The following is a 22,295-nucleotide window of genomic DNA, read 5'->3' as shown; positions in this document are numbered from 1 at the left end:
TCCGTCCCGCCGATGGTTGTCTCCGCTCCGCAGCGGTGTATAAGGGGGGCCGAGCGCGGCCTGCCCCCTTCGCGCGCCCGGCCGGGCGCGTACCGCGGAGGCGAGCGGACGCCATTGGATCGCCACGAAGGAACGCCCCAATGCCCGACGACATCGCCTCAGCCCGCGGTCTGTTTCCGCTCGCCAAGGACGACACGACCTACCGCAAGCTGACCTCGGATCACGTCTCGGTCGTCGAATTCGACGGCGAGCAGATCCTGAAGGTCGAGCCGGAAGGTCTGCGCCTGCTGGCCGAGGCTGCCTTCTCCGACATCAACCATCTGCTGCGTCCGGGCCATCTGGCCCAGCTCGCCAAGATCCTGGACGATCCGGAGGCGTCGGCCAACGACCGCTTCGTGGCGCTCGACCTGCTGAAGAACGCCAACATCGCCGCCGCCGGCACCCTGCCGATGTGCCAGGACACCGGCACCGCCATCATCATGGGCAAGAAGGGCCGCCGCGTCTGGACCAAGGGCGGCGACGAGACCGCCCTGTCGGAGGGGGCGCGCGACGCCTATCTGAAGCGCAACCTGCGCTACAGCCAGCTGGCGCCGATCTCCATGTATGAGGAGAAGAACACCCGGAACAACCTGCCTGCCCAGATCGACATCTATTCCGAGGGCGAGGACTATTACAAGTTCCTGTTCATGGCCAAGGGCGGCGGGTCGGCCAACAAGACCTTCCTGCATCAGGCCACGCCGTCGGTTCTGGCGCCCGACCGGTTGCTGAAGTTCCTGGAAGACAAGATCCGCTATCTCGGCACCTCGGCCTGCCCGCCCTACCACCTCGCCATCGTCATCGGCGGCCTGTCGGCGGAGCAGAACCTGAAGACGGTGAAGCTGGCCTCGGCCCGCTATCTCGACAACCTGCCGACCGAGGGCGGTGAGGACGCGCACGCCTTCCGCGATCTGGCGATGGAGGCCGAGGTCCACAAGCTGACCCAAAACATGGGCATTGGCGCCCAGTTCGGCGGCAAGTATTTCTGCCACGACGTCCGCGTCATCCGCCTGCCGCGCCACGGCGCCTCCATGCCGATCGGCATCGGCGTGTCCTGCTCGGCCGACCGTCAGGCGGTTGGCAAGATCACCAAGGACGGCATCTTCCTGGAGCAGTTGGAGACCGATCCGGCCCAGTATCTGCCGGAGATCGGCGACGAGCATCTGTCGGGCGAGGTCGTGAAGATCGACCTGAACCAGCCGATGGAGCAGATCCGCGCCACGCTGTCGCAGTACCCGATCCGCACCCGCCTGTCGCTGACCGGCCCGCTGATCGTCGCCCGCGATCTGGCCCACGCCAAGCTGCGCGCCCGCCTGGACGCCGGCGAGCCGCTGCCGGACTATTTCAAGAACCACCCGATCTATTACGCCGGCCCGGCCAAGACGCCGGAAGGCTACGCCTCCGGCTCCTTCGGGCCGACGACGGCGGGCCGCATGGACAGCTTCGTCGACCAGTTCCAGGCGGCGGGCGGTTCCATGGTCATGCTGGCCAAGGGCAACCGCAGCCCCGAGGTGACGGCCGCCTGCAAGCAGCATGGCGGCTTCTATCTCGGTTCGATCGGCGGTGCCGCCGCCCGTCTGGCCCAGGACTGCATCAAGAAGGTGGAATGCGTCGAGTACCCCGAACTCGGCATGGAAGCCATCTGGCGCATCGAGGTCGAGGATTTCCCGGCCTTCATCATCGTCGACGACAAGGGCAACGACTTCTTCAAGGAGTTGAAGCTCGCCTGATCCGGGCAGACCGGATGTGAAGGGGGCGCGGCGCCTTGCGGTGGCCGCGCCCTTTTTCCTGCCCGCTTGCCGGATGGCACCGGGGGCGCCTATCTTCAGTGCATCGGGATCGGTGGAGGGCTTTCAATGGACGGTGTCTATGACCGGCGCGCGCCGAAGCTCGATGAAAAGCCGTTGCCTGACAGGACTGCAGCGGCGGAACGTGAACGTCGCCTGGATGCCGCGATCAAGGCATGGAACGAGTTTGACGAGAAGCACGGCTCCTTCGCGGATGACTATGTCAAAGACATCCTATAGACCTCCTGATCTTCCGCGCCTGGGGATGAGTAGCCCGTGACACCCGCCCAAATCCAAGACCGCATCCTGTACCGTGACGGGCTGATGCTGATCCTCGACAAGCCCGCCGGGCTGCCGGTCCATGCCGGTCCCGCCGGCGGGCCGAACCTGGAGCGGCATTTCGATGCGCTGCGCTTCGGCTTTCCCAAGCCGCCGTCGCTGGCCCACCGGCTGGACCGCGACACATCGGGCTGCCTGATCCTGGGCCGTCACGCCAAGGCGTTGCGCAAGATCGGCATCCTGTTCCAGAACGGCAAGGTCGATAAAACCTATTGGGCGGTGGTCGCCGGCACTCCGCCGCAGGAGTCCGGACGGATCGAGCTGCCGCTCGCCAAGGTCTCCAACAAGACCGGCGGCTGGCGCATCGTCGGCTCACCTGATGGGCAGGCGGCGGTGACCGACTATGTCGTGCGTGGGCAGGCCGATGGGCTGACTTGGCTGGAATTGACGCCGCACACCGGCCGTACCCACCAGATCCGCGTCCATTGCGCCTCCATTGGCTGTCCCTTGGTCGGCGATCCGCAATATGGCGGACCGGAGGGCAAGCCGCTGCATCTGCATTCCCGCGCCATCTCGCTGCCGCTCTACCCGAAGCGCGATCCGGTCGGCGCGGTGGCACCGGTCCCGCCGCACATGCAGGCGGCGCTGGCGGCTTGCGGCTTTACCGAGGCTTCATAGCTTCACCGCTACCCTCTGTCCTTGCTGCAATGCGGCAGACTGCCCCATGATCGCTGTCGGCGATGGGGCGATCACGGCCGGGGGACGAGCACATGATACCGATCGGCAGGACGACCGCCCGCTGGATGACCTTGCGCTATGCCCTGGCGCTGACGCTGATCGCACTGGGCACGCTGGCCGGTTTCGTCATGACCGAACGGGTCATTGGCCAGCACGAACGCATGCTGGAAGTCGTCAACGTTTCCGGCCGGCAGCGCATGCTGTCGCAGCGGACGGCCCTGCTGGTGGAGCAGTTGAAGACCGCGACCGATCCGGCGACGCGCGTAAACCTCGCCCGGTTGCTGGATGACGCCACGGACATGTTCGAAGCCGCCCACCGGCGGCTGAGCGGCCAGGCCGGGCCGGAGGAAGGGCCGCCGCTGGGACCGACGCCGCAGGATTTATTCTACGGCGGATCCGACCCGCTGGACCCGGTGGTGACCGAGCATATCGCCGCCCTGCGCCGGGTCATCGCCGCCGCATCCGCCGGTCAGCCGCCGGACCCGGCGGAAGCGGACCGCATCACCGCCCAGGCGCTCGGCCCGCTGCTGGACCGTCTGGAAGAGGTGGTGGCGCTCTATCAGGAGGAGGGAGAGGCGGGCTTCCATACCCTGCATCGGCTGGGGCTGGCGGCACTGCTGATCACCCTGCTGATCCTGGCGGTGGAGGCGCTGGCGATCTTCCGGCCGATGACCCGGCAGGTGCGCCGCCAGTTCACCGAGATCCTGCGCATGGCGGAAACCATCGAGCGCGCCAACGCCACGCTGGAACAGCAGGTGCGCGAACGGACGGCCGAACTGCACGCCGCCAAGACCACCGCGGAACAGGCCCACCGCGCCAAGTCCCGCTTCCTCGCCCACGCCAGCCACGACCTGCAGCAGCCCCTTCAGGCCATCGGCATGTTCACGGGCATTCTGGAGCGCCAGCCACAAAGCGGCAAGGCGGCGGCCCTGCTGACCGACCTGAAGGCGGCGCAACGGTCGATGCGCGATCTGCTCAATGCCATCCTCGACATCTCCAAGCTGGAGTCGGGGGTGGTGACGCCGAAGCCGGCCGACCTGCCGCTCTCTCCCCTGCTCGACCAGTTGGAAGCGGAGTTCGCCGGGCAGGCGGAGGCGAAGGGGTTGAGGCTGCGCGCCATCCCGACCAATGCGGTGGTGCGCAGCGACCCGGCCCTGCTGGAGCGCATCCTCCGCAACCTGATCGCCAACGCCATCCGCTATACCGAGACAGGCGGCGTTCTGGTCGGCTGCCGCACCCGCGGCGATACGCTGTGGATCGAGGTCTACGACACCGGCCGCGGCATCGCCGAACCCGACCGCCAGCGCATCTTCGAGGAGTTCGTCCAGCTCGACCGCCCCGACCGCGACCGCAGCGAGGGCATCGGGCTGGGCCTCGCCATCGTCGAGCGGCTGGCAAGGCTGCTGGGTCATCCGGTGACGGTGCGTTCGGTGGAAGGGCGCGGAACCGTGTTCGCGGTGGGGGTGCCGCTGGCGGGGTGAGATTGTCGCGTTGCAGGGAACGATCTGGTGTTAACGCACTGGATTGTTCCGCAGGACGTTGGGTGCCAAATTCCCCTCCAGACAACGACACACACCCCAACGGTACGGAGGGTTCCACCATGATCACCATTCGCCATCGCGACGAGCGTGGGGTCGCCAATATGGGTTGGCTGAACAGCAACCACAGCTTCTCGTTCGGCCATTACTTCGACCCCGGCCATATGGGCTTCCGCGCCCTGCGGGTCATCAACGAGGACCGAGTGATCCCCGGCGCCGGCTTCCCCACCCATGGGCACGCCAACATGGAGATCGTCTCCTACGTGTTGAACGGCGCGCTGGAGCACAAGGACTCCATCGGCACCGGGTCGGTGATCCGTCCGGGCGAGGTCCAGGTGATGAGCGCCGGCCGCGGCATCCGCCACAGCGAGTACAACGCGTCGGACACCGAGCCGGTGCATTTCCTCCAGATCTGGATCCTGCCGGAAGCCAACAACCTGGCGCCCGGCTACCAGCAGGCGGATTTCCCGGCCGAGCAGAAGCGCGGCACGCTGAAGCTGGTCGGGTCGCGTGACGGACGCGACGGCAGCGTCACCATCCACCAGGATGTCGACCTGTACGCCGCGCTGCTGGACGGCGAGGAAAGCGCCACCCTGCCGCTGCGTCCCGGCCGCCATGCCTGGGTTCAGGTCGCCCGCGGCCGGGTCCATCTGAACGGCACGCTGCTGAAGGCCGGCGACGGCGCCGCGCTGACGGAAGAGGAGGCGGTGACGCTTGACCGGGCGGACGAGGCGGAAGTGCTGGTCTTCGACCTCGCCTAGGGTCACGTCACAGCACCTGCTTGGGCAACGACAACAGCTCCTTCCTGATGCGGTTCAGGCTGGGGCGGTTGTCGGGGCCGAAGGCGATGGGGCGGCACAGGTGCATGGCGGTCAGCCCGACCCGCGCGGTCAGCAGGCCGTTGATCACCCCCTGCCCCATCCGGGTGGAAATGGCGGCGGCGAGCGACCCGCCCAGCGCCTCCACCGCAACATGGTGGGCGCTTTCCGTCACCCCGGCGACGGCGATGTTGGCGAGCATCCGGCGCAGGAGCCGGAGCGAGCCGACATAGCCGGGCCGGGCGCCGTAGAGGGAGGCGATCTCCCGCACAAGCTTCAGGTTGCGCCACAGCACCACCGCGAAATCCAGCAGTGCCGCCGGGCTGAGCGCGGTGGCGACGGCGGTGTCGCGCGAGGCGCGCAGAACCCGCTGATAGGCGGCGCGGTCGAGCGGGCTCAGCACCTCGCGGTCGAGCAGCCGCACCACCTCATGCTCGTCATGGGCATCGGTGACATGGTCGCGCACGCGGGCCAGCGCCGGGGCCAGTTCGGGCCGGTCGGCATAGAGCGCCACCAGCGACCCGGCGAAGCGGTCGGCCCGGCCGCCGGGGGCGTCGACCTCCAGCCGGCCAGCCTCGGCCCGCAGTTCCTCGATCCGGCGCAGGCGGCGCAAGGACAGCAGTTCGGTCACCAGCATCGCGACTGCCGCTATACCGGCGGTGGCGGCCAGCAGGGCGACCAGAACGCCAAGCGCGAGGCTGGTGGCGAAGGCACGGGCCAGCAGGTCGGCGGTGTCAAAGCCCAGAGCCACCAGGACCAGCGCCGCCAGCGCCCCGAACAGCCAGCGCCCGAGCCGGCGCGTTGTCCGAACCGGCGTGGCGGGGGCCGGCAGCAGGTCGGCCGGGTCGCCGGAGCCGGTCAGCAGGGCGGTCTCCTCCTCCGCCGGGACGGGGGCCGCACGGTCGAGGTCCAGCTCCATCGGCGGGACCCAGCCCTTTGAGGCATTGCGGGTGTCACGCTCCGTCACGTCAGGTAATCCCCCAGCAGGAATTGCAGGGCCTGATCGACGCGGATGTGCGGCAGGCCGCGCGGGTCGCGGCCGAGATCGTCGGGCGGACGGAAGGGCAGGAAATTATAGGGACGGTCGCGGCCGGGCGGGAAGGCTTCCGCATCCTCCGGGATCTCGCCCGGGAAGAGCACGGTCGGACGGTCGCGCCCGACGGGAATGCCGCGCACGCAGCGCAGTTGCCGGCCCTCATGCTCGGTCACCACGCTTTCGGTGCATTTCAGCGCGGCGATGGCCATGGTCTCGACCTGGGCGCCTTCGAAGCGGATGGCGTTGCGGGCATCGCCGACCAGCCGGTCGAGCAGCGCGCGCAGCTGGGCATGCTGGTGGGCGGCGATGTGGTCGGCCTTGGTTGCGGCGAACAGCACGCGGTCGATCTTGCTGCCGAACAGCCAGTCGAACCAGCCGGAAGCGCCGTGGCGGAAGGGCTCCAGGCTCAGCTCCAGCGCCCGCTTCATGTCGGCCATCCCGGCCGGGCCGGCGTTCAGCGCGCCCAGCACGTCGATCAGCACGATCTGGCGGTCGAGCCGTGAGAAATGCTCGGCGAAGAAGCGGCGGACGACGTTGGTCTTGTAGGCCTCGTAACGCTCCTCCATCAGCGCCCACAGGCTTCCCCTGCCCTGCTGGCTCCCATGAAGCGGGCAGAAGGTCAGCAGCGGCGCGTCCTTCATGTCGCCGGGTTCGACGAAGCGCCCGGGCTGGATCAGGCTGAGCAGCGTGTCGGCGCGGCGGCAGGCATGGAGATAGTCGGTGTAGAGCGCCGCACCGCGCCGCGCCGTCTCCTCCTCCGCCGATGCGGCCGGGTCGATGGTGGCGAGCCAGCCGCGCCAGGAGGCCGACAGCTCGTCACGCGGCGGGCGGGCGGCGAGGTCGAGGGTCTGGGCGCTCCATTCCGCGAAGCTCTGGCGCAGCAGCGGCAGGTCGAGCAGCCATTCGCCGGGGTAATCGACCAGATCGAGGTTCAGCGTCGCCACCGGCTGCACCGAGCGCTTCAGCGCCGACTCCGGACGGTAGCGCAGGGAGACGCGCATCTGGCCGATGCCGCGCGTCGGCTCCGGCCAATGGGGATCGGGGCCGGTCAGGGCGGCGAGATGGCCTTCGAAATCGAAGCGCGGCACCTCGGGATCGGGCTGGGGCCGCAGCCGCGCCGCCTGGAAGCGGCCCGACGACATGACGTCGAGGAAGGGCAGCCGCCCGGCCTTCAGCAGGTTGTCGACCAGGGCGGTGACGAACACGGTCTTGCCCGCCCGCCGCAGTCCGGTGACGCCCACGCGCACCGTCGATTCCAGAAGAAGCCGGCTGCCGGCGTCGTACAGGCTGTTCAGGTCGGGAATACGCACGGGCGGACGTTCACCTCTGGCCGATGACCGGCCCTATATGGGGTTGAGTTCGCAGGATGCGAGGGGGCCGGATGCGACGTTTGGAACAGCGTGAAACAGTTTTCGGGGGTGTGTTCACTGTTCCATTCGGGCGGCATCGGCGGCGACCTCCGCGGGTGGGGACCGGCGGCCATTCGTATCATGGATGCGGGAGAGAGGGTAATGGCGGGATGAAAAACGTCGGGACAGTCAGTGCCACCGCTCATGCCGGGGCAAGGTCGGTACAGGGAAAGTCATCGCCCTTGAACAGCAGCCCCTCACCAGTGTCGGCGGCCAGGGCGTAGGCGAAGCAGTCACCGTAATTGAGACCAGCCGGATGTCCGGTCCCCTTACCGTAGCGGCGGAACGCGTCGAGCGCAAGCCGGGCTTGGCGCTCTCCGACCGGCTCGATGCGGATGTCGAACTCGCGCAGCAGATCCTCAAGGGCCTCGCGGTGGGCGCCGGTCGGATCGCGGCTGGCGATCAGCCCAGCCTCGACGAAATTCGCGGCCGACAGGCGGCACACCGCGGCAGTGGCGAGTTTGGCGAGGAAGGCGGCTGCTTCCGGCTCGGCCTTCAGGATGGCCACAAGTGCCGAGGTGTCGACGACCATGGCTCAGCGCGGCAGACCGTGTTCGTCGTATAGGTCGGCATCCGGGTTTCCGCCGTCGTCCAGCGGCGGCAGCGCTTTCACCCGCGCCAACATGCGGTTCACCTTGGCCTGCTGGTCCGGAGTGAGGCAGGAAGTTGCCGGTCGCTCGGCGCGGGCCAAGGCATCGCGCACGGCCGTGCGGACAGCCTCGTCGATACTCTGCCCTCGAATGGCAGCAAGCCGGCGGGCCAGGACTTCCGTTTCAGCGCTCACCGGGATGGGCATCGGCGTCTCCTGTTTTCGATCGATCCAGCACAGCTTTCCGGGCCATGAGCCACGGCGTGCTCGCCACGGGACCATTGTGGTGTTCACCAAACCACGCGGCAAGGCCGTGCTGCCGGATGCGGCAGAAAGACCACCCTCTGAACCGCCATCACCCCCCGATGTAATGCGGCATCAGCTTCGCCTGATCGCCGATCCAGACGCTGCAGCGGCTGTCCTGGTTGCGGAAGAAATAGGCTTTGCCGGGCTGGCGGCGGTTCTGGGGGTCGATCAGGTTGGCGCCGCCGGAGAAGGCGACGCCATAGCGGTAATCCGGCGTCGCCGCCCAATAGAGGCCGTCGATCCGCTGCAGGAAGGCGCCGCGCTGGCACAGGTGCGACAGGGTGCGGTCCAGCGTGGCGAGGCCCTTCAAGCCAGCGGGCAGGCTGTAGACGGCGCGGCTTTCGGTACGGCGAAGGCGCGGCTCGTGGCCCGGCGGCGGCGGTTCGTAGGCGCGGAAGGGCGGGCGCAGATGGCCGGAGTCGGTGCGGTCGGTGCGCAGAACCTCCTGCGCGCCGGCGGAGGCCGGAAGCAGCGAAAGGGACAACAGCAGGAGAGCGAGGCGGCGGGTCATCGCACCGACGGGTTGTTGGCGACGAAGGCGAAATAGGGCAGCCGCCGCACCGCGTCCGCCACCATCAGATACGCGACCGCAAAGGCCAGCAGCGAGCTGAGGAAATAGCCGTACCCATACCACGGGAAGCCCATCCGGCTGAACAACAGGGTGAAGCCGGCATTGGCCGCCATATAGACCAGCTGCACCGTCAGATTCCGCGCCCGCAGGTCGAAATAGGCCAGGATTACCGTGCAGAACAGGAACATCACCTGGAAGAAGGCTCCCAGCACGCCGAAGCGGAACATGCCGATCTGCTGGTACTGCAGGCCGATGGCGCCGACGATGGCCGGAGCCAGGAAGATGCAGACGGCGCAGACCGCCCCTTGCAGGATGACGAGGTTGCGGCTGCTGTCGAGCAGGGCGGCGATGATGGCGCGGTGATTGCGGGCGATCTGGTCGAAGGTCGCGTGCTTCTGGATGTCGCGGTAGAAGGCCTGGTAATGCTCGAAGAAGCGGGTCTCGATGTTCACCGTGAACAGGGTCAGCGCCGGCAGGGTCGTCAGATAGGCGATGAACATGGCGCCGTCATAGGCGCTGTAGATCGCCATGGCGCCGGAAACCAGTTCGCGCTCCGGCGCGAACCACATGATCCACTTGTCGGTCCAGACGGCGGCATTGGCAAAAAAGCCGATCAGCGCCAGATCGGCGTATCTGCGGAAATAGGACAGGAAGTCGAACAGCCGGCCCACCGGATAGGGATATTCCGCCAGCACCCGCGCGATCAGCCCGAACTGGATCACCGCCAGCCCGGCGGAGAATCCCCAGATCATCCCCGCCGCGCCGAAGCGGTCGCCCAGCAGCACCGCCCCGGCCATGCCGGTGGTCATGCCGACGCCGAAGGCGATGGTGACCGCCAGATAGTCCTTCAGCGCCGACAGGAAGATCGACACCACCCAGATGCCGCAGACCAGGAAGAAATTCGCCAGCCCGCCCAGCATGACCGGCACCGGCAGGCCGCTGAACAGCGGGTAGAAAGGTCCGGCGGTCAGGCCGGCGATGGCATAGGCCAGCCCCAGCGTCGCCAGCAGCATGCCGGGCGCCGCCTCCACCTCCTTGGCATAGATGGCGTCGGCAAGATAGCGGGTGGCGACCAGCACCAGCGGCCCGGTGAACACCACCGAGAAGCAGAAATTGTAGATCACCACCACGCGGAACAACGTCAGCTGCTCCGGCCCCACCAGATCGCGGCCGAACAGCGTGATGCCGGCCAGCGCCAGGATGGTGAACATCCAGGGACCCGACGTGATGAAGGCGGAATGGGCATAGCCCTGCAGCACGCCGAGCAGATCGTCGCGCCGGGCCAGCCGGCGGAGCGCGAAGCCGATGCCGGCCATGTCAGGCGGCTCCCTTCAGGTCGAAATCGGCGCCGTCGAACGTCGGCCGGGTCGGCATGGCGATGTGCTCGTCATAGATGGCGCGATAGACGCGATCGATGGCGACCTTGTCATAGGACTGGGCGACGCGCCGGGCGATGGCCTGCGCACAGCGCTCGCGCCAGGGACGGTCGAGCAGCAGGGCGCGCAGCTCCCGCGCGGTGTCGAGCGGGCTGGCCAGCGGCGTCACCGCCCCGCCCGGCCCCAGCGGCGGCACCTCGTCCGGCCGGCCCATCAGCAGTTCCGAACAGGACCCGACATCGGTCGCCACCGTCGGCACGCCGGACGCGCCGGCCTCCAGGATCACCAGCGGCTGCGCCTCGCTGACGCTGGTCAGCGCGATGGCGTCGATCCTGCCCAGCCAGTCGGTCAGCTTGACCCGGCCGGCGAAGATCACCGTCTGCTCCAGCCCCAGATGCTTCACGATGGTCCGGCATTCCTCGACATAGCCGGGATCCTCCTCCAGCGGGCCGAGGATCATCGCCTTCAGGTCGGGGATGTCCTCGCGCAGGATGCCGGCGGCGCGGATGTAGGTCTTCACGTCCTTGATCGGCACGACGCGGCCGATCAGGGCGATGGTCGGCGGGCGCGGCGCGGGGTCGCGCCGGACCTGGGAATAGCCGGCATAATCGATGCCGTTGGGCACGATCATCAGCTTGGCCGGGTCGGCGCCCTGGCGGCGCTGGAACTCCTGGTTTCCGCCGTACAAGGTGATGATGCGGTCGCAGGCGTCGTAACAGGCCTTGGAGTAGCTGGCGAAGGTGTCCAACCACAGATCGCGCAGGTCGCGCTTCTTGCGGTCGAGCGCCAGGGAGGTGTCGGCGCCCTCGAACAGCCATTCGGCCATCAGGATCTCGATACGCCGTTCGTTGGTGTAGATGCCGTGTTCGGTCAGCAGGGCCGGCCGCCCGGTCTCCAGCCGCGCCCGCGCGGCGAACAGACCGGCATAGCCGGTGGAGATGGCGTGATAGACCGACGCCTGCGGCATCGGCACAAGCAGCGTGGCGAACAGCCCGCTCATCAGCGCCCGGCTGCCCCAGAAATATTCGAGGAAGGAGGCGTCCGGCAGGGCGGCCCTGCACATGCGCACCACCATCTGGAAGGCGTCCTCGGAATTCAGCAGAGCCCGCTTGCCGATCCGGCCGCGCCGCGGCGCCAGCAGCCGCAGAACCTCGGCGACCTCGGCCAGCCCTCCGCCCTGCTGCAGGCGGGCGAGCGGCTTTTCCAGGGCCGTCATCAGCCGCCCGGTGCCGGGCTGCCAGCGCCATCCGGCGGGCGGGTCCTGCAGATAGACATGGGTCAGGCCGGTGACGTTGGCCGGCAGATCATAGGCGAGCTTGCGGGCGCCGCGGTCGGCGACCAGCGCCACGATGTGGAAGGTCAGGTCCGAATGGGAGCGGATCAGGTCGTGCGTCCAGGTCGACACGCCGCCGGCGACATAGGGATAGGACCCCTCCATCAGCAGGCAGACGTCGGCCTTTGGGGCGCGGGGCGCTTCGGGCGGGAGCGGCTGGGACGGGGAGCGGCTCATGCGGCCAGCTCCTTGGCGGCGGTCTCCGGGGCGGCCGTTTCGTCGTCGCGCCACAGGGCGAAGACGTCGCGCAACGCATCGGGCAGCGCCGCCCCGTCGCCCAGCAGATCGGGCCGGCGGATGGGCAGCGCGCGCAGATCGCCGAAGCGGCCGAGCCGGAACAGGCTCTCGGCATACCAGAACAGGATGCGGCTGTCGGACGTGCGGTCGATCAGCGGCTCCAGCCTCGCCGCCGCCTCCGCCGCCAGACCGCAGCGCAGCAGCAGCCGGCCGAGGTCGAGGCGGATGCCGTCATCGTCGGGCGCCAGTTCCAGGCTGCGGCGGTAGCCGTCCAGCGCCTTCTCGCGGATCTCCGCCTCGCGGTTGGAATCCAGCAGGCCGCAGAAGGCATAATCGTCGAGATGGCGGGACAGGGCGGCCAGGGCGCCGGCGTCGTCCGGATGGGCGCGGGCGGCATGGTCGAGCGACTGCCAGCGCTCGTTGAACTCATGCTCCACCCGCGCGGTCGCGGTGGCGGCCTGGACGCGGACGGACGGGTCGGCATCGGCGAGGCCGGCCTTCAGCGCGGGCGTGAAGGCGGGGCGGAAATGGCGGGCGACCAGGGCGATCACCGCCTGCTTCTGCTGCGGCGTGCCCATCCACATCATGTCGGTGAAGGATTCGCCCGCCACAAGATGGGCGTTCTCGCGGCCCGACACGATCAGTTCGTACAGCTCCTGCGCCGGGCCGGTCTCGCTTTCGGGGAAGAGGGAGAGATACCAGTCCTGGAAGCCGGTGGCGTAGCGGCTGAACAGCGCCAGCAGCGCCACGGTCACCAGCGTGCAGGCGGCGCCCAGAGGACCCAGAGGCACCATGGTGACCAGCAGCAGCCCGGCCAGCCGCAGGTCGCGGCCCCGGCGCGCCCGGCTGCGCACCCACAGCCCGACCAGCCCGCAGAGCAGCAGATGCAGCGCCGCGGCCGATGGTGCGGCGAAGGGGATGCCGGACAGGCCGAAGGCCAATGCCCCGGAATCGAGCAGCCCGGCGCCGAGCGTCGCCGCCACCAGCTCGCCCGTGCCGGCGACCGGGCGGTCGCCCGCCAGCGTGCCGATGGTTTCAGCGGAATCGGGGGCCGGGCCGGTCATCCCGCACTCTCCGCCACCGCTTCCCCGGCGGCCGGCTTAGGCTCCGGCTCCGGCGGCTCGACCCGGCGGGTGACGAAGCCGATGGGGATGTTGGACAGCCCGTCGGGCAACTCCCGCCGCACCGCCCGTTCCAGCTTCGCCTCCACCAGCTTGGCGCCCTCCAGCGGCGTGCCGGCCAGGATCACGCCGAAGGACGCGCCCTGCTGGCCGAAGTCGCAGGCGAGATCGGTGTCGCGCAGACTGCCGCGCACCGCCGTGCCGATGGCGGCGGCAAGGTCGGCACGCTGGGCGACGGACAGGCGCGACAGGCCGGTTGGGCGGATGGTGATGGCCGTCGTCTCGAACCCCATGCGGCGGCCGAGCAGCGCCAGGAACTCCGCCTGCCGGCCGATGTAGCTGGAGGAGTAGAGCGCGTCGTCGGTGAAGACCCGCTGTTCATTGGCGGTGCGGAACTGGCGCGCCTTGGCCAGCGCGGTGCCGATCCATTCGCACAGGATGCGGAAATTCTCGACCGTGTTGACGCTGAGGTCGGTGAAGCCCAGGCTTTCGACCTTCACCATCCCGACCACCTCGCCGGTGTCGCTGCTGATAAGCGGTCCGGCCAGCACGCCTTCGCCGGCCAGGATGCGTTCGTCCTCCACCCGGTTGACGCAGAGCTGCCGCTGGCGGGCGATCACGGTCTGGAATAGGGGCGTGCCGCTGTCGAACCAGCGGGCATAGCTGTCGCTGTCGTCGTCCCAGCCCTCGTTCGTCACCGATTCCAGCACGTCGTTGTTCAGCAGGAACAGCGAGAACTTCTCCGGCTTCATGACGGTGCGGACGAGGTCGGCGACGCCCAGCATCACCTCCCCCTCGTCCAGATGGTCGATGGATTTTGCAGCCTGATAGAGGGTGAAGACGGTGCGCAACTGGCCGGCGACGCGGGTCTCCAGGCTTTCCTTCACCGATTTCAGCGCGCGGTAGGACCGGGCGATGGCCTCCGCCTCCTGGCGGGCGGCGGCAAGGCCGGCGCGCAGTTCGTCACGCTCGCGCAGCTGGCGCATGCGCAGCTCGCCGAACAGCACGGCGGCGACCAGCCACAGGATCGGCTCGCGCGTCAGTGTGAAAAGATGGTCGTAGAGGTCCTGGTCGATGCCGGCATCCGGCATGTTGCCGAACCGCAGCGCCACCGACGCCACCAGCGCCGCCAGCACGCCCTCGCTGGTGCCGTACTGGATCGCCAGCAGCAGGACCGGGATCCAGAAGGGATGCGGCTGCACCCCGTCGAAGCGCAGCCCGGCGCCCAGCCAGACATCCAGCCCCAGCGCCACGGCGAAGAACAGCAGCAGCTCCAGCAGCGCGACCGGCCGCAGGCCGAACCAGCGGCGGGGGGACACCGGAGAGGGGCTGGACTCTGCGCTCATGCCTGCACGCTCACTCGCGGTGCAGATCGTTGGGGAAGTCGGTGTCGGAGGCGCGGTCGGCCTGGGCCGGGGCGTCCGCGGAGGTCGGCACGGCGGGGGCGGCGACCACCGGCCGCAGGCTGTCGATCATGCGGGTCACCACCCGCTGGGCGACGTTGTTGACGCTGTCGCGGCTGAAATAGCCGCGGCCGGCCTCCGACTGGCTGGAAGTCCAGAGCACGGCGCCGTCGGCGGTGCGGACCAGCCGGGCGTTCAGGCCGACCACCGGCTCCTCGCGCAGGCCATGCTGGTAACCATATTCCGACACGCTGCCGGACAGCACCGCGTCCACCCCCAGCGTCCGGCCGGCGGCCTGGGCGTCCGGCGGGGCGGCGTCGGCCGGCGCATCGGTTGCGGCGGCAGCGTCGGCGGCCGGCTTGGCGGCGGACAGGCGGCTGCGGACGCGGGACGCATCCATGCTGCGGAGGCCCTCGACGCCGTACAGCTCGGTGGAGACGATGTCGGCGGCGATCTGGCCGGCATTGGGGTGGTTGGTCAGATTCTCGAAGGGCAGGACGGCGACGGTCGAGCCGGCCGGCAGCACGGCGCCCGGCTGGGCGAAGTCGCGGCTGTTGATCCGGCCGAAGCTGCAGCCCGCCAGCATCAGCCCAACCGTCAGCAGCGCCCCGCAGGCCCGCACAGTCTTGCCCTTCATTCCCGCACCCTTTCGCCGCATCGCCAGTCCACCTTTTTTAACCATAAAGTGTTGACACACCGTCAATAACGCCAGACCAGCGTGACGCCCGCGCTGTTCACCGCGCTGGCCGTGCCGCGCGCGGTAGAGCGGGCATGGCTGGCCCGGAAATTCAGCTCCAGATTGTCCGCCGGTTCCCACCCCAGCGAAATGGCCCCCTGCGGTCCGCTGCGGCCCCGCCGGTCATAGGCGTAGCCGACCTGCAGCGCATAGCGGACATAGTCGGTCAGATAGTCTTCTGCATTGAGCTGCAGCGCATGGACCTCGCGGGTCGCAGCCGGCAGCGGGACGTAAGGCTGGCCGAGCGCGTCCTGCCGCTCCTCGCGGTGAGCGACATATTCGGCGTCCAGCACATAGGCGACGCTGGCCAGCGGCCCCGCCGCGTTCAGCGTGTAGCGCAGCGATCCCTCCACCGTGGCGCTACGTGCCAGATCGGCATCGCCGGCAAGGCCATAGCGGTTGTAGCCGGCGCCAAGCGACAGGAACCAGCGGTCGGACAGCCGGTCCTCATGCTGGAAGAACAGGCGATCGCGGCGGCCGCCATCGACGATGCCCTCCAGGAAGGCGAAGCTCGGCTCGCTCCAGGCGAAGCCGGCGCGGGTCTCCGTCTCGTCGCCGCGCCAGCCATGGGTGTAGCCGGCGCCCAGCGTCTGTGGGGCGGCATAGAGCGCCAGGGTGGAGCGCTCCAACTCCGGCCAGTCATGGACCAGCGCCGCCTCCAGACGGGAGCGGGCGCCGTGGAAAGGCTCCAGCCGGCCGTCTTCCCGGCGGGCGGCGTCGACATCGACATCGCGGCGCTCAAGGCTCCAGGTGAAGGCGGTGGAGCGGCCGAGGTCCTGCACGCCGCTGAAGCGGGCGATGCGCTGCATGTCGGCGTTGCGCACCTTCTGCCAGTCGAGATCGAGGCGGCTGCGGTCCGCATTCTCGTGCAGAAGCAGTGCCTTGCCCTGGATCAGCGAGGGTTCGTCTGGCGTCAGTTCCAGCGCGGTGTCATAGGCCCGGACCGCCTCGCGCCAGCGGCCGAGCCGCTCCTCCGCCTGGGCCAGCAGGGCGATGGACTGGGCATCGTTGGGATCCTGTTCCAGCAGGTCGCGCAACAGACTCCGCGCCGGGCGGACGTCGCCGCCCTCCATCAGCGCCAGCGCGCGGAAATAGTCGAGACGCCGGCGGGCGGCACGGTCGGCGGCCTGCGCCTCGCGGCTCGGGGCGGCGGCGGGCGGGCGCGTCAGGGCGACGCTGAGGCCGTTGCGGTCGGTCGCGACCGTCGCCTCGACGCCGCTGGCGAGCACAAGGACGACGCTGTCGTAACCGTAGAGGATGTTGTCGACCCAGGACTCCAGCCGCTCCGGCACGCGGTCGAGCGCGACGTCGCCGAGCGGGCGGTCGAAGCGCAGGACCAGCTCGCGGCCGTCGCGCTGGGTTTCTGTGGCGACCGGGCCGGGCCAATGCAGGGCGAAGCGGGCTGCGTGGTCCTCGCGCACGGCTTCGAGGCGGGCCGAGGCCGTTTGGGCGTGGGCGGGGGTGGCGGCGAGGAGGAGGGTTAGAAGAGCAAAGAGGACTAGAAGTCCCCTCTCCCCCCCGGGGAGAGGGTTAGGGTGAGGGGGGTGGATAGCGAGGATTCCCGGGAAGCCACGCAATGCATCCCCCTCACCCTCCCCGCGCCACGGGCGCGGGGTCCCTCCCTCTCCCCGGGGGGGAGAGGGGATAGAAAGCGCAGAGGCGCGCCCGCGATCACGGAAGGGCCAGGACACGGCGGGCCTCCGGCAGTCGTCCGTTTTCGATCAGCATCGATGCGTAGTCGGCCCTCAGTTGGCGGTCGGCCGGACGGCGCTTGCGCAGGGATTCGAACAGCGCCACGGCGTCGTCGACCTTGCCAAGCCGGTTCAGCAAATTCGCCTCCGTCTGGATCGCCGCGTCGCCGCGGCCGGCGCGGTGGCGCAGCTGGGACAGCGCAGTGCGGTAGAACGGAACCGCCGCGGTCGGACGCTTCAGCGCGGTCAACGCCTCGCCCAGGAAGTAGTGGGCTTCGTAATCGTCGGGGCCGGTGGCGACGTAGCGCCGCAGCAGCCGTTCGGCGTCGGCGAGGCGGTTCTCGTCATAGGCCAGCATGCCGAGTTGGCGCAGCGCGTCGGCATCCTCGGGCTTGCGCGTCAACAGGGCGGTCCAGGCCTGGGCGGCGGCGGCCCGCTGCCCGGTCTGCTCGGCGAGGCGGGCGTAGCGGCGCAGGCGGTCGGGGGCTGCTTCCTCCGGCACGGCGGTGCGCAGGGCCTGGGCCAGTTCCTTGCCCTTGCCGGCCGCCGCCAGCGCCTCGATGTAGGGAGCCTTCAGCGCCGGTTGCGCCGGAGCCTCGCCCTGATCGCCGAGCCCGGCGATGACGCGGCGACCGCCGCCATACTCGGCGAGGCGGTCGTACCATGCCGCCTGTTCTGCCGGGCTGGACGCGGCCTTGGCCCGTGACTCGATCCAGTCCAGACCGGCGGCGGGCGGGCGCGGCCCCCAGAGATAGGCGAGCTGCCGGAAATCCTCGCTCTGCGGCCCCTGCCCGGCCGCCAGCCGCTGCAAGGCCTGCTCGGCCCCGGCCTTGTCGCCGAGCGCCAGCAGGGATGATGCCGGCTCACGCCGCTTGTCGGCGGGCAGGCGGTCGTCGGTGGCGCGCGCCAGCAGATAGCGGCGCAAATCGGCCTTGCGGCCCAACTTCGTCAGCGTGTCGCGGTAAAGCGCATCCTCCGCCTCGGCCAGCGGTGCGGCGGAGGCCCGGCTTTGCAGCAGGGCGGCGAGGTCGGGCAGCGCATTCGCCTTGGCCGCCGCATCGGCATAGACGCCGAGCCAATCTTCGCCGGATCTGCCACCGCCCTGGCTCTCCGCCCAGCCACGCAGCAGCGGCAGGGCGGCGCGATAGGCCTTGTGGTCGAGCAGCATGGTGACGATGGCCTGCTGTTCCGCATCGGACAGGTTACCCTTCGCCAGCTTGGCGGTCAGGTGACGGGTCAGTTCCTCCGAACGGCCGGCGCCGGCCAATGCGGCGATATAGGCGGACTCCACCTCCGTGCCGCCATCTGCCAGCATCGGGGCCAGCAGCGGCAGCGCCTCCGCCGGTTTGCCGGTGGCGGTCAGGGCATTGGCGAGGGCCAGACGGCTGCGCGGCGAGGGGTCGAGCGCAAAGGCGCGCTGCGAGGCGGCAAGGGCCAGCGCCGCCGCCGGGGGCGAATTGACGGCGCGCTCGGCGGCGCTGCCGGCGATGTCCTGCAACAGGCCGACCGGCAGCTTGGGCTGACCGGCCAGCCAATCGGCGACGGCGGCGGGATCACCGGCCTTGGCGGCCAGCCGCGCCCAGCCCTGCCCGGCGGCCGGCGACGGCGTTACCTGCCTCCGCGCCTCGAACCAAGCAAGCCCAGCCGGCGCGCGGTCGAGGTCGATGAACAGGGCGGCAAGCTCCTCCAACTGCTCGTCGGGAATGCCGCCGGACAGCGGCAGCCGGTCGAAGGCGGCAGCCGCCGCGCCGTGGCGGCCGGCACGGTCGAGGATGCGAATGGCAGCCAATTGGTCACCGGGAGTCAGCCCGCCACCGGCAAGGCCGCGCTCCGCCCACCCCGCAGCGGCGGCGGGGTCGCCGCGACCGAGCGCGATGTTGGCGGCCAGCAGCGGATAATCGTCCAGGAATTCGTCGCCCAGTTCGCGGTATAGACGGTCGGGAAAGCCGCGGTCGCCGTCGCGCAAGGCGCTTTCCGCCAGCCCGGCGAGGACCCAGTCGGGGACCAGATGCAGGTCGCGCCCCTTGGTCGCCGCCAACGCCGGGCGAAGCATGCCGGCATTCACCTCCAGCGCCAGCAGCCGCCCGAACTGGACATCCTCGACTGGGCCGGGAAGCGCCGACAGGCGGGTCCGCGCCTCCTCCCGGCGGTCGGCGGCGATCAGCAGGTCGATGTAGGTCAGCTCCAGCGCCAGCACTGGATTGCGCCCCTTCACCTGCGGTTCGATCAGCCGCAGGCCAAGGTCGGGACGGGACGCCGCGGCGAGCTGGCTCGCCAGACCGATCATGTCGGCGACGGTGGGATTCTCGCCCAGCCAGCGCCGGGCACGCTCGAACGCCTCCTCCTCGCGGTCGAGGTCGATCAGCAGGCTCATCAGCAATTCGCGGCTGTCCGGCTCGATATTGCCCTTGGCACGGTCGTCGGCGCGCAACAGCCAGTCCACCGCCCCGGCAGGATCGCCGCGAGCGGCCAGCAGTGCCGCCAGTTCCTGCGGAGCCTCGACATCATCGGGACGCAGGGCGCAGTAACGGGTCAGCGCCTCCACCTTCAGTGCCATGCGATTGCGGAAGCCGGCGGCATAGGCGAGGTCGCCGTAGAGGTCGGCGCTGTGGCGCATCTCCGCCAGGGCCTTCAGGTTTTCCAGATAATCGCCGGGCCGCTGCGCATCCTGGTAGAGGCGGTTCAGCAACTCCCGCGCTTCGACCGAGGCCGGCTCGGCGGCGACGAACTCCTCGGTCAGGGCGATGGCGCGCTCGACGTCGCCCTGGGCCAGCGACAGCCGGGTCAACGGCATCACCGTGGTGCCGCTGCGGTCGCCAGCGGCATAGCGCTGCTCGTAGACCGCGCGGGCGCTGTCGTAATCGCGGTCGCGGAACTTCTGCAGGGCAAGCTCGCCGCTGTGCGGGATCAGCAGCAAACTGGCGCCGATGCCGACGAGCAGCACCAGCAGGACGACGAGGATGTTCGCGCGCATCGCCGCCCTACCCCGCCGCGCCGTTCGCCGGGCGGATCCGCAGCAGCAGCGGCGCGATGGCGGAGACCGGCACCGTCAGCGCCAGCCGGCCCTCCGCATCCGTATCGGCGCTGCCCGACCACAGCCGGGTTCCGTCGCGCTCCGCCGTGACCGTCCAGCGGCCGGGCTGCGGCACATGCCAGACCATGGCGCCCTCGCCATAGCCGGTGGCGGCGACGCGGAAGCCCTGCCCTTCGCCGGCAAAGGCGGAAAAGGCCCAACGTCCCTGGACCAGATAGGGCACTGCGGCCGGCGGGTCGCGGTCGGCGCGGCCGGTCTCCGTCAGCGCCACCACCGGCTCCGTCGCCGCCGGGTCGAGCGCCACATAGAGGCTGCCCTGGCTGTGGCGCTGGCCCAGCACGCCGATGGAGCGGGCGAAGTCGACCGCACTGGCGCTGGCATGGTCGAAGCGCAGCGTGTTCAGCGCCCCGCGGTCGCGCACGCGCCAGCGCCGCCCCCCGTCCGATCCGCCCTCCAGCGGCTCGAACCGGGTGGTGTAGAAACCTTCGGCGATGCGAGCGTAGGTGGAGGCGGCGACGGGCGCCAGTTCCTGCCCGCGGGCGGCGGTCAGCACCGAGACCAGCGCGTTCAGGCTGGCCGCCTTCTGGCCGCTGTACATATGGTAATAGACGTTGAAGGGCTTCAACCGGATCGGGCTGCCGGCGTGCCGCATCGTGTTGATCAGATTGCGGTAGCCGTAGAAGCGGCCGGTCCACAGCTCGGTATAGGTGTTCTCGTTGCTGCCGGCGGCGTAAATCTGCCGCTCCGCCCCCACCGGCAGGCCGATCGGCGGCAGGCCGGTGATGGAGGGGAAATCGGCGTCGAAGCGGGCGTCGCCGCCATTGATGTTGACCCCGCCCGCCTTGCGCACCGCGGCCAGCGCCGCCTCGAACGGCGAGGTGTCGCCCGACCATTGCACCAGCACCGCCCGCTTGCCGGTCGGAGCCAGCCGGGTGAAATAGTCGAGCGCGCCGCCGATCTCCTGGTCGAGGTCGAAGGGCTGCTGCAGATAGGCGCGCGGTACGGCGTAGCGGCCGATGTCGGACACCTCCCCCGCCTCCTCCGCCGCATGGTCGTCGGCCTTGCCGGGGCGATAGCTGCTCTCGCGGTTGAGGAAGGGCGCCTCGTTCTGCCGGCTGTAATCCTTGAAAAAAGCCCATTGGAAGGGGTGGGTCCAGGTGTGGCTGGACGGCTCCACCTGTGGCAAGGCGAACAGCTTCTTCGCCGCCTCCAGCGACTCCGGCGTGCCCTTCCAGGTCGGGTCGAGGTCGCCGACGATGGGGGCGACGCTGACCGGCAGGTCGGGAAACGGCTCGATGGCGGCGGTGCGCACCATGTCGGCGGACAGCACACGGCGGGAGGCATAGGGCGCCACCTCCGTCACGTTGCGCCAGCCGTCGCCGTCGATGTGGCTGAAATAGATGCGCCGGCCCGACAGGGTGGTGACGTCGGGCTTCGGCAGGTCGTCGGTGGCGAAACTGTCGCGGAAGAAGGCGAAGGGATCGACGATCCATTGCCGGCGGTTGTACTCGGCGTCGAAATAGCGGCTGTAGCCGTCGGTGACCAGCCCGCCGGACGGGCCGGTGACCACCAGATGGCTGTCGCTCGCCGGATCGTCGCCGCGCCGCATCACCAGATGAGAGGCGAAGCGCTCGTCGGTCTTGCGGAACAGCGGATAGCCGGGCAGCACCCCCGACAGCGGCCGTTCGAAGCCGATCATGCCGTCGGCCAGCGACGGCCGGGACTTGTAGGTCAGGTCGGAATAGCCGTCGTCGTCGCGCAGTCCGAACCGGGCGAAGAAGCGGTTGGAAAGCGCCAGCGGCACCGGCTTGCCGCCGCGCTCCAGCCGGACGCCCGACTGGCCCAGGACGGCGAAGCGGACACCGCGATCCATCGCCCGCCCGGCCCAGGCGATGTAGGCGCCGACATCGGTGAAGGGCTCTCCCGCGAACCAGGTGACGACGCCGCGCAGGTCGGGATAGCGCGACAGGTCGGGCAGCCCGTCGGCGACGTTCCAATAGACCACCGACAGGCCGAGATGGTTCAGCGGCAGTTCCACCATCGTGTGGATGCGGCTGAGACGGATCGTGCTTTCCTCGCGCAGGTCGACCAGCGCCAGGATGGTGCGCGGCACCGTCTGCTGGGCCGTCGTCGCTGTCGGGGGCGGGTCGGCGGCGAGCACGGGAACCGCAATGCCGGGCAGAAGCAGGCCGAGGGCGAGGGCTGCTGCTTTGAACGCGCACGTCGTCCGAGCCGGGATAATCTCCCTCTCCCCCCC

18 protein-coding genes are annotated in these 22,295 nt (G+C 69.5%); 5 read left to right on the top strand and 13 right to left on the bottom strand.

The genetic code is table 11. From position 1 onward, the window contains the following. Positions 1-140 precede the first annotated feature (140 nt). From ACCD06_RS03035 to ACCD06_RS03015, 5 genes are all read left to right on the top strand, one after another. Positions 141-1,766, top strand: coding sequence for a fumarate hydratase (locus tag ACCD06_RS03035; protein ID WP_413338689.1), 1,626 nt, complete (start codon positions 141-143; stop codon positions 1,764-1,766). A gap of 126 nt (positions 1,767-1,892) precedes the next feature. Next, positions 1,893-2,063 (top strand): type II toxin-antitoxin system CcdA family antitoxin, encoded by a 171-nt coding sequence (locus ACCD06_RS03030; RefSeq protein WP_413338687.1) that lies wholly within the window; start codon positions 1,893-1,895, stop codon positions 2,061-2,063. 36 nt (positions 2,064-2,099) lie between these two features. Continuing rightward, the gene (locus ACCD06_RS03025; RefSeq protein ID WP_109155928.1) at positions 2,100-2,780 is read left to right on the top strand and encodes an RluA family pseudouridine synthase; all 681 of its coding nucleotides are present in this window, start codon (positions 2,100-2,102) and stop codon (positions 2,778-2,780) included. Positions 2,781-2,872: 92 nt separating this feature from the next. Further along, entirely contained in the window at positions 2,873-4,321 is a 1,449-nt protein-coding gene (locus ACCD06_RS03020) for an ATP-binding protein (protein WP_413338685.1), read from the top strand. Between the two features lie 119 nt (positions 4,322-4,440). Next, a complete protein-coding gene (locus tag ACCD06_RS03015; protein ID WP_413338683.1) occupies positions 4,441-5,139 on the top strand; it encodes a pirin family protein in 699 nt (232 codons plus the stop codon). A 7-nt stretch (positions 5,140-5,146) separates the two neighbouring features. On the opposite strand, the gene ACCD06_RS03010 is transcribed toward ACCD06_RS03015, so the two are convergent. From ACCD06_RS03010 to ACCD06_RS02950, 13 genes are all read right to left on the bottom strand, one after another. Further along, on the bottom strand, positions 5,147-6,163 hold the full coding sequence (locus ACCD06_RS03010) for a TIGR01620 family protein (protein ID WP_413338681.1): 1,017 nt from the start codon (positions 6,161-6,163) through the stop codon (positions 5,147-5,149). Continuing rightward, on the bottom strand, positions 6,160-7,542 hold the full coding sequence (locus ACCD06_RS03005) for a YcjX family protein (protein WP_413338679.1): 1,383 nt from the start codon (positions 7,540-7,542) through the stop codon (positions 6,160-6,162). Before ACCD06_RS03005 ends, ACCD06_RS03010 begins: the two co-directional genes overlap by 4 nt. 241 nt (positions 7,543-7,783) lie before the next feature. Beyond that, a complete protein-coding gene (locus ACCD06_RS03000) occupies positions 7,784-8,173 on the bottom strand; it encodes a type II toxin-antitoxin system VapC family toxin (RefSeq protein WP_136703418.1) in 390 nt (129 codons plus the stop codon). Between the two features lie 3 nt (positions 8,174-8,176). Continuing rightward, the gene (locus tag ACCD06_RS02995; RefSeq protein WP_413338677.1) at positions 8,177-8,437 is read right to left on the bottom strand and encodes a type II toxin-antitoxin system VapB family antitoxin; all 261 of its coding nucleotides are present in this window, start codon (positions 8,435-8,437) and stop codon (positions 8,177-8,179) included. A 148-nt stretch (positions 8,438-8,585) separates the two neighbouring features. Next, positions 8,586-9,047 (bottom strand): hypothetical protein, encoded by a 462-nt coding sequence (locus ACCD06_RS02990; RefSeq protein WP_413338675.1) that lies wholly within the window; start codon positions 9,045-9,047, stop codon positions 8,586-8,588. Continuing rightward, on the bottom strand, positions 9,044-10,423 hold the full coding sequence (gene pelG, locus ACCD06_RS02985; RefSeq protein ID WP_413338673.1) for an exopolysaccharide Pel transporter PelG: 1,380 nt from the start codon (positions 10,421-10,423) through the stop codon (positions 9,044-9,046). The genes ACCD06_RS02990 and pelG overlap by 4 nt, the downstream gene beginning before the upstream one ends. Before the next feature lies 1 nt (position 10,424). Further along, positions 10,425-11,993, bottom strand: coding sequence for a GT4 family glycosyltransferase PelF (gene pelF / locus ACCD06_RS02980; protein WP_413338671.1), 1,569 nt, complete (start codon positions 11,991-11,993; stop codon positions 10,425-10,427). Beyond that, complete coding sequence (locus tag ACCD06_RS02975; protein WP_413338669.1) at positions 11,990-13,117, bottom strand: hypothetical protein; 1,128 nt, start codon at positions 13,115-13,117, stop codon at positions 11,990-11,992. The genes pelF and ACCD06_RS02975 overlap by 4 nt, the downstream gene beginning before the upstream one ends. Continuing rightward, complete coding sequence (locus tag ACCD06_RS02970) at positions 13,114-14,520, bottom strand: GAF domain-containing protein (protein WP_413338667.1); 1,407 nt, start codon at positions 14,518-14,520, stop codon at positions 13,114-13,116. Before ACCD06_RS02970 ends, ACCD06_RS02975 begins: the two co-directional genes overlap by 4 nt. A 10-nt stretch (positions 14,521-14,530) precedes the next feature. Then, positions 14,531-15,214: a hypothetical protein gene (locus ACCD06_RS02965; RefSeq protein ID WP_413338665.1), complete on the bottom strand. Its 684-nt coding sequence runs from the start codon at positions 15,212-15,214 to the stop codon at positions 14,531-14,533. A gap of 62 nt (positions 15,215-15,276) precedes the next feature. Continuing rightward, positions 15,277-16,734 (bottom strand): tetratricopeptide repeat protein, encoded by a 1,458-nt coding sequence (locus tag ACCD06_RS02960; RefSeq protein WP_413338663.1) that lies wholly within the window; start codon positions 16,732-16,734, stop codon positions 15,277-15,279. A 250-nt stretch (positions 16,735-16,984) separates the two neighbouring features. Further along, positions 16,985-19,978: a tetratricopeptide repeat protein gene (locus ACCD06_RS02955; RefSeq protein WP_413338661.1), complete on the bottom strand. Its 2,994-nt coding sequence runs from the start codon at positions 19,976-19,978 to the stop codon at positions 16,985-16,987. 7 nt (positions 19,979-19,985) lie between these two features. Beyond that, entirely contained in the window at positions 19,986-22,199 is a 2,214-nt protein-coding gene (locus ACCD06_RS02950; protein WP_413338659.1) for a polysaccharide deacetylase family protein, read from the bottom strand. Positions 22,200-22,295: the final 96 nt, after the last annotated feature.

The organism is Azospirillum sp. CT11-132, assembly GCF_047302835.1.
GTDB lineage: Bacteria > Pseudomonadota > Alphaproteobacteria > Azospirillales > Azospirillaceae > Azospirillum.
Note: the sequence above shows the minus strand (reverse complement) of the source record. Positions and strands in the feature narration are given on the sequence as shown.

Bases quoted from the DNA above. Each gene is read 5' to 3' on its own strand.
- ACCD06_RS03035 (WP_413338689.1), top strand. From the start codon at position 141: ATGCCCGACGACATCGCCTCAGCCCGCGGTCTGTTTCCGCTCGCCAAG.
- ACCD06_RS03030 (WP_413338687.1), top strand. From the start codon at position 1,893: ATGGACGGTGTCTATGACCGGCGCGCGCCGAAGCTCGATGAAAAGCCG.
- ACCD06_RS03020 (WP_413338685.1), top strand. From the start codon at position 2,873: ATGATACCGATCGGCAGGACGACCGCCCGCTGGATGACCTTGCGCTAT.
- ACCD06_RS03015 (WP_413338683.1), top strand. From the start codon at position 4,441: ATGATCACCATTCGCCATCGCGACGAGCGTGGGGTCGCCAATATGGGT.
- ACCD06_RS03000 (WP_136703418.1), bottom strand. From the start codon at position 8,173: ATGGTCGTCGACACCTCGGCACTTGTGGCCATCCTGAAGGCCGAGCCG.
- ACCD06_RS02995 (WP_413338677.1), bottom strand. From the start codon at position 8,437: ATGCCCATCCCGGTGAGCGCTGAAACGGAAGTCCTGGCCCGCCGGCTT.
- ACCD06_RS02990 (WP_413338675.1), bottom strand. From the start codon at position 9,047: ATGACCCGCCGCCTCGCTCTCCTGCTGTTGTCCCTTTCGCTGCTTCCG.
- pelG (WP_413338673.1), bottom strand. From the start codon at position 10,423: ATGGCCGGCATCGGCTTCGCGCTCCGCCGGCTGGCCCGGCGCGACGAT.
- pelF (WP_413338671.1), bottom strand. From the start codon at position 11,993: ATGAGCCGCTCCCCGTCCCAGCCGCTCCCGCCCGAAGCGCCCCGCGCC.
- ACCD06_RS02975 (WP_413338669.1), bottom strand. From the start codon at position 13,117: ATGACCGGCCCGGCCCCCGATTCCGCTGAAACCATCGGCACGCTGGCG.
- ACCD06_RS02970 (WP_413338667.1), bottom strand. From the start codon at position 14,520: ATGAGCGCAGAGTCCAGCCCCTCTCCGGTGTCCCCCCGCCGCTGGTTC.
- ACCD06_RS02965 (WP_413338665.1), bottom strand. From the start codon at position 15,214: ATGAAGGGCAAGACTGTGCGGGCCTGCGGGGCGCTGCTGACGGTTGGG.
- ACCD06_RS02955 (WP_413338661.1), bottom strand. From the start codon at position 19,978: ATGCGCGCGAACATCCTCGTCGTCCTGCTGGTGCTGCTCGTCGGCATC.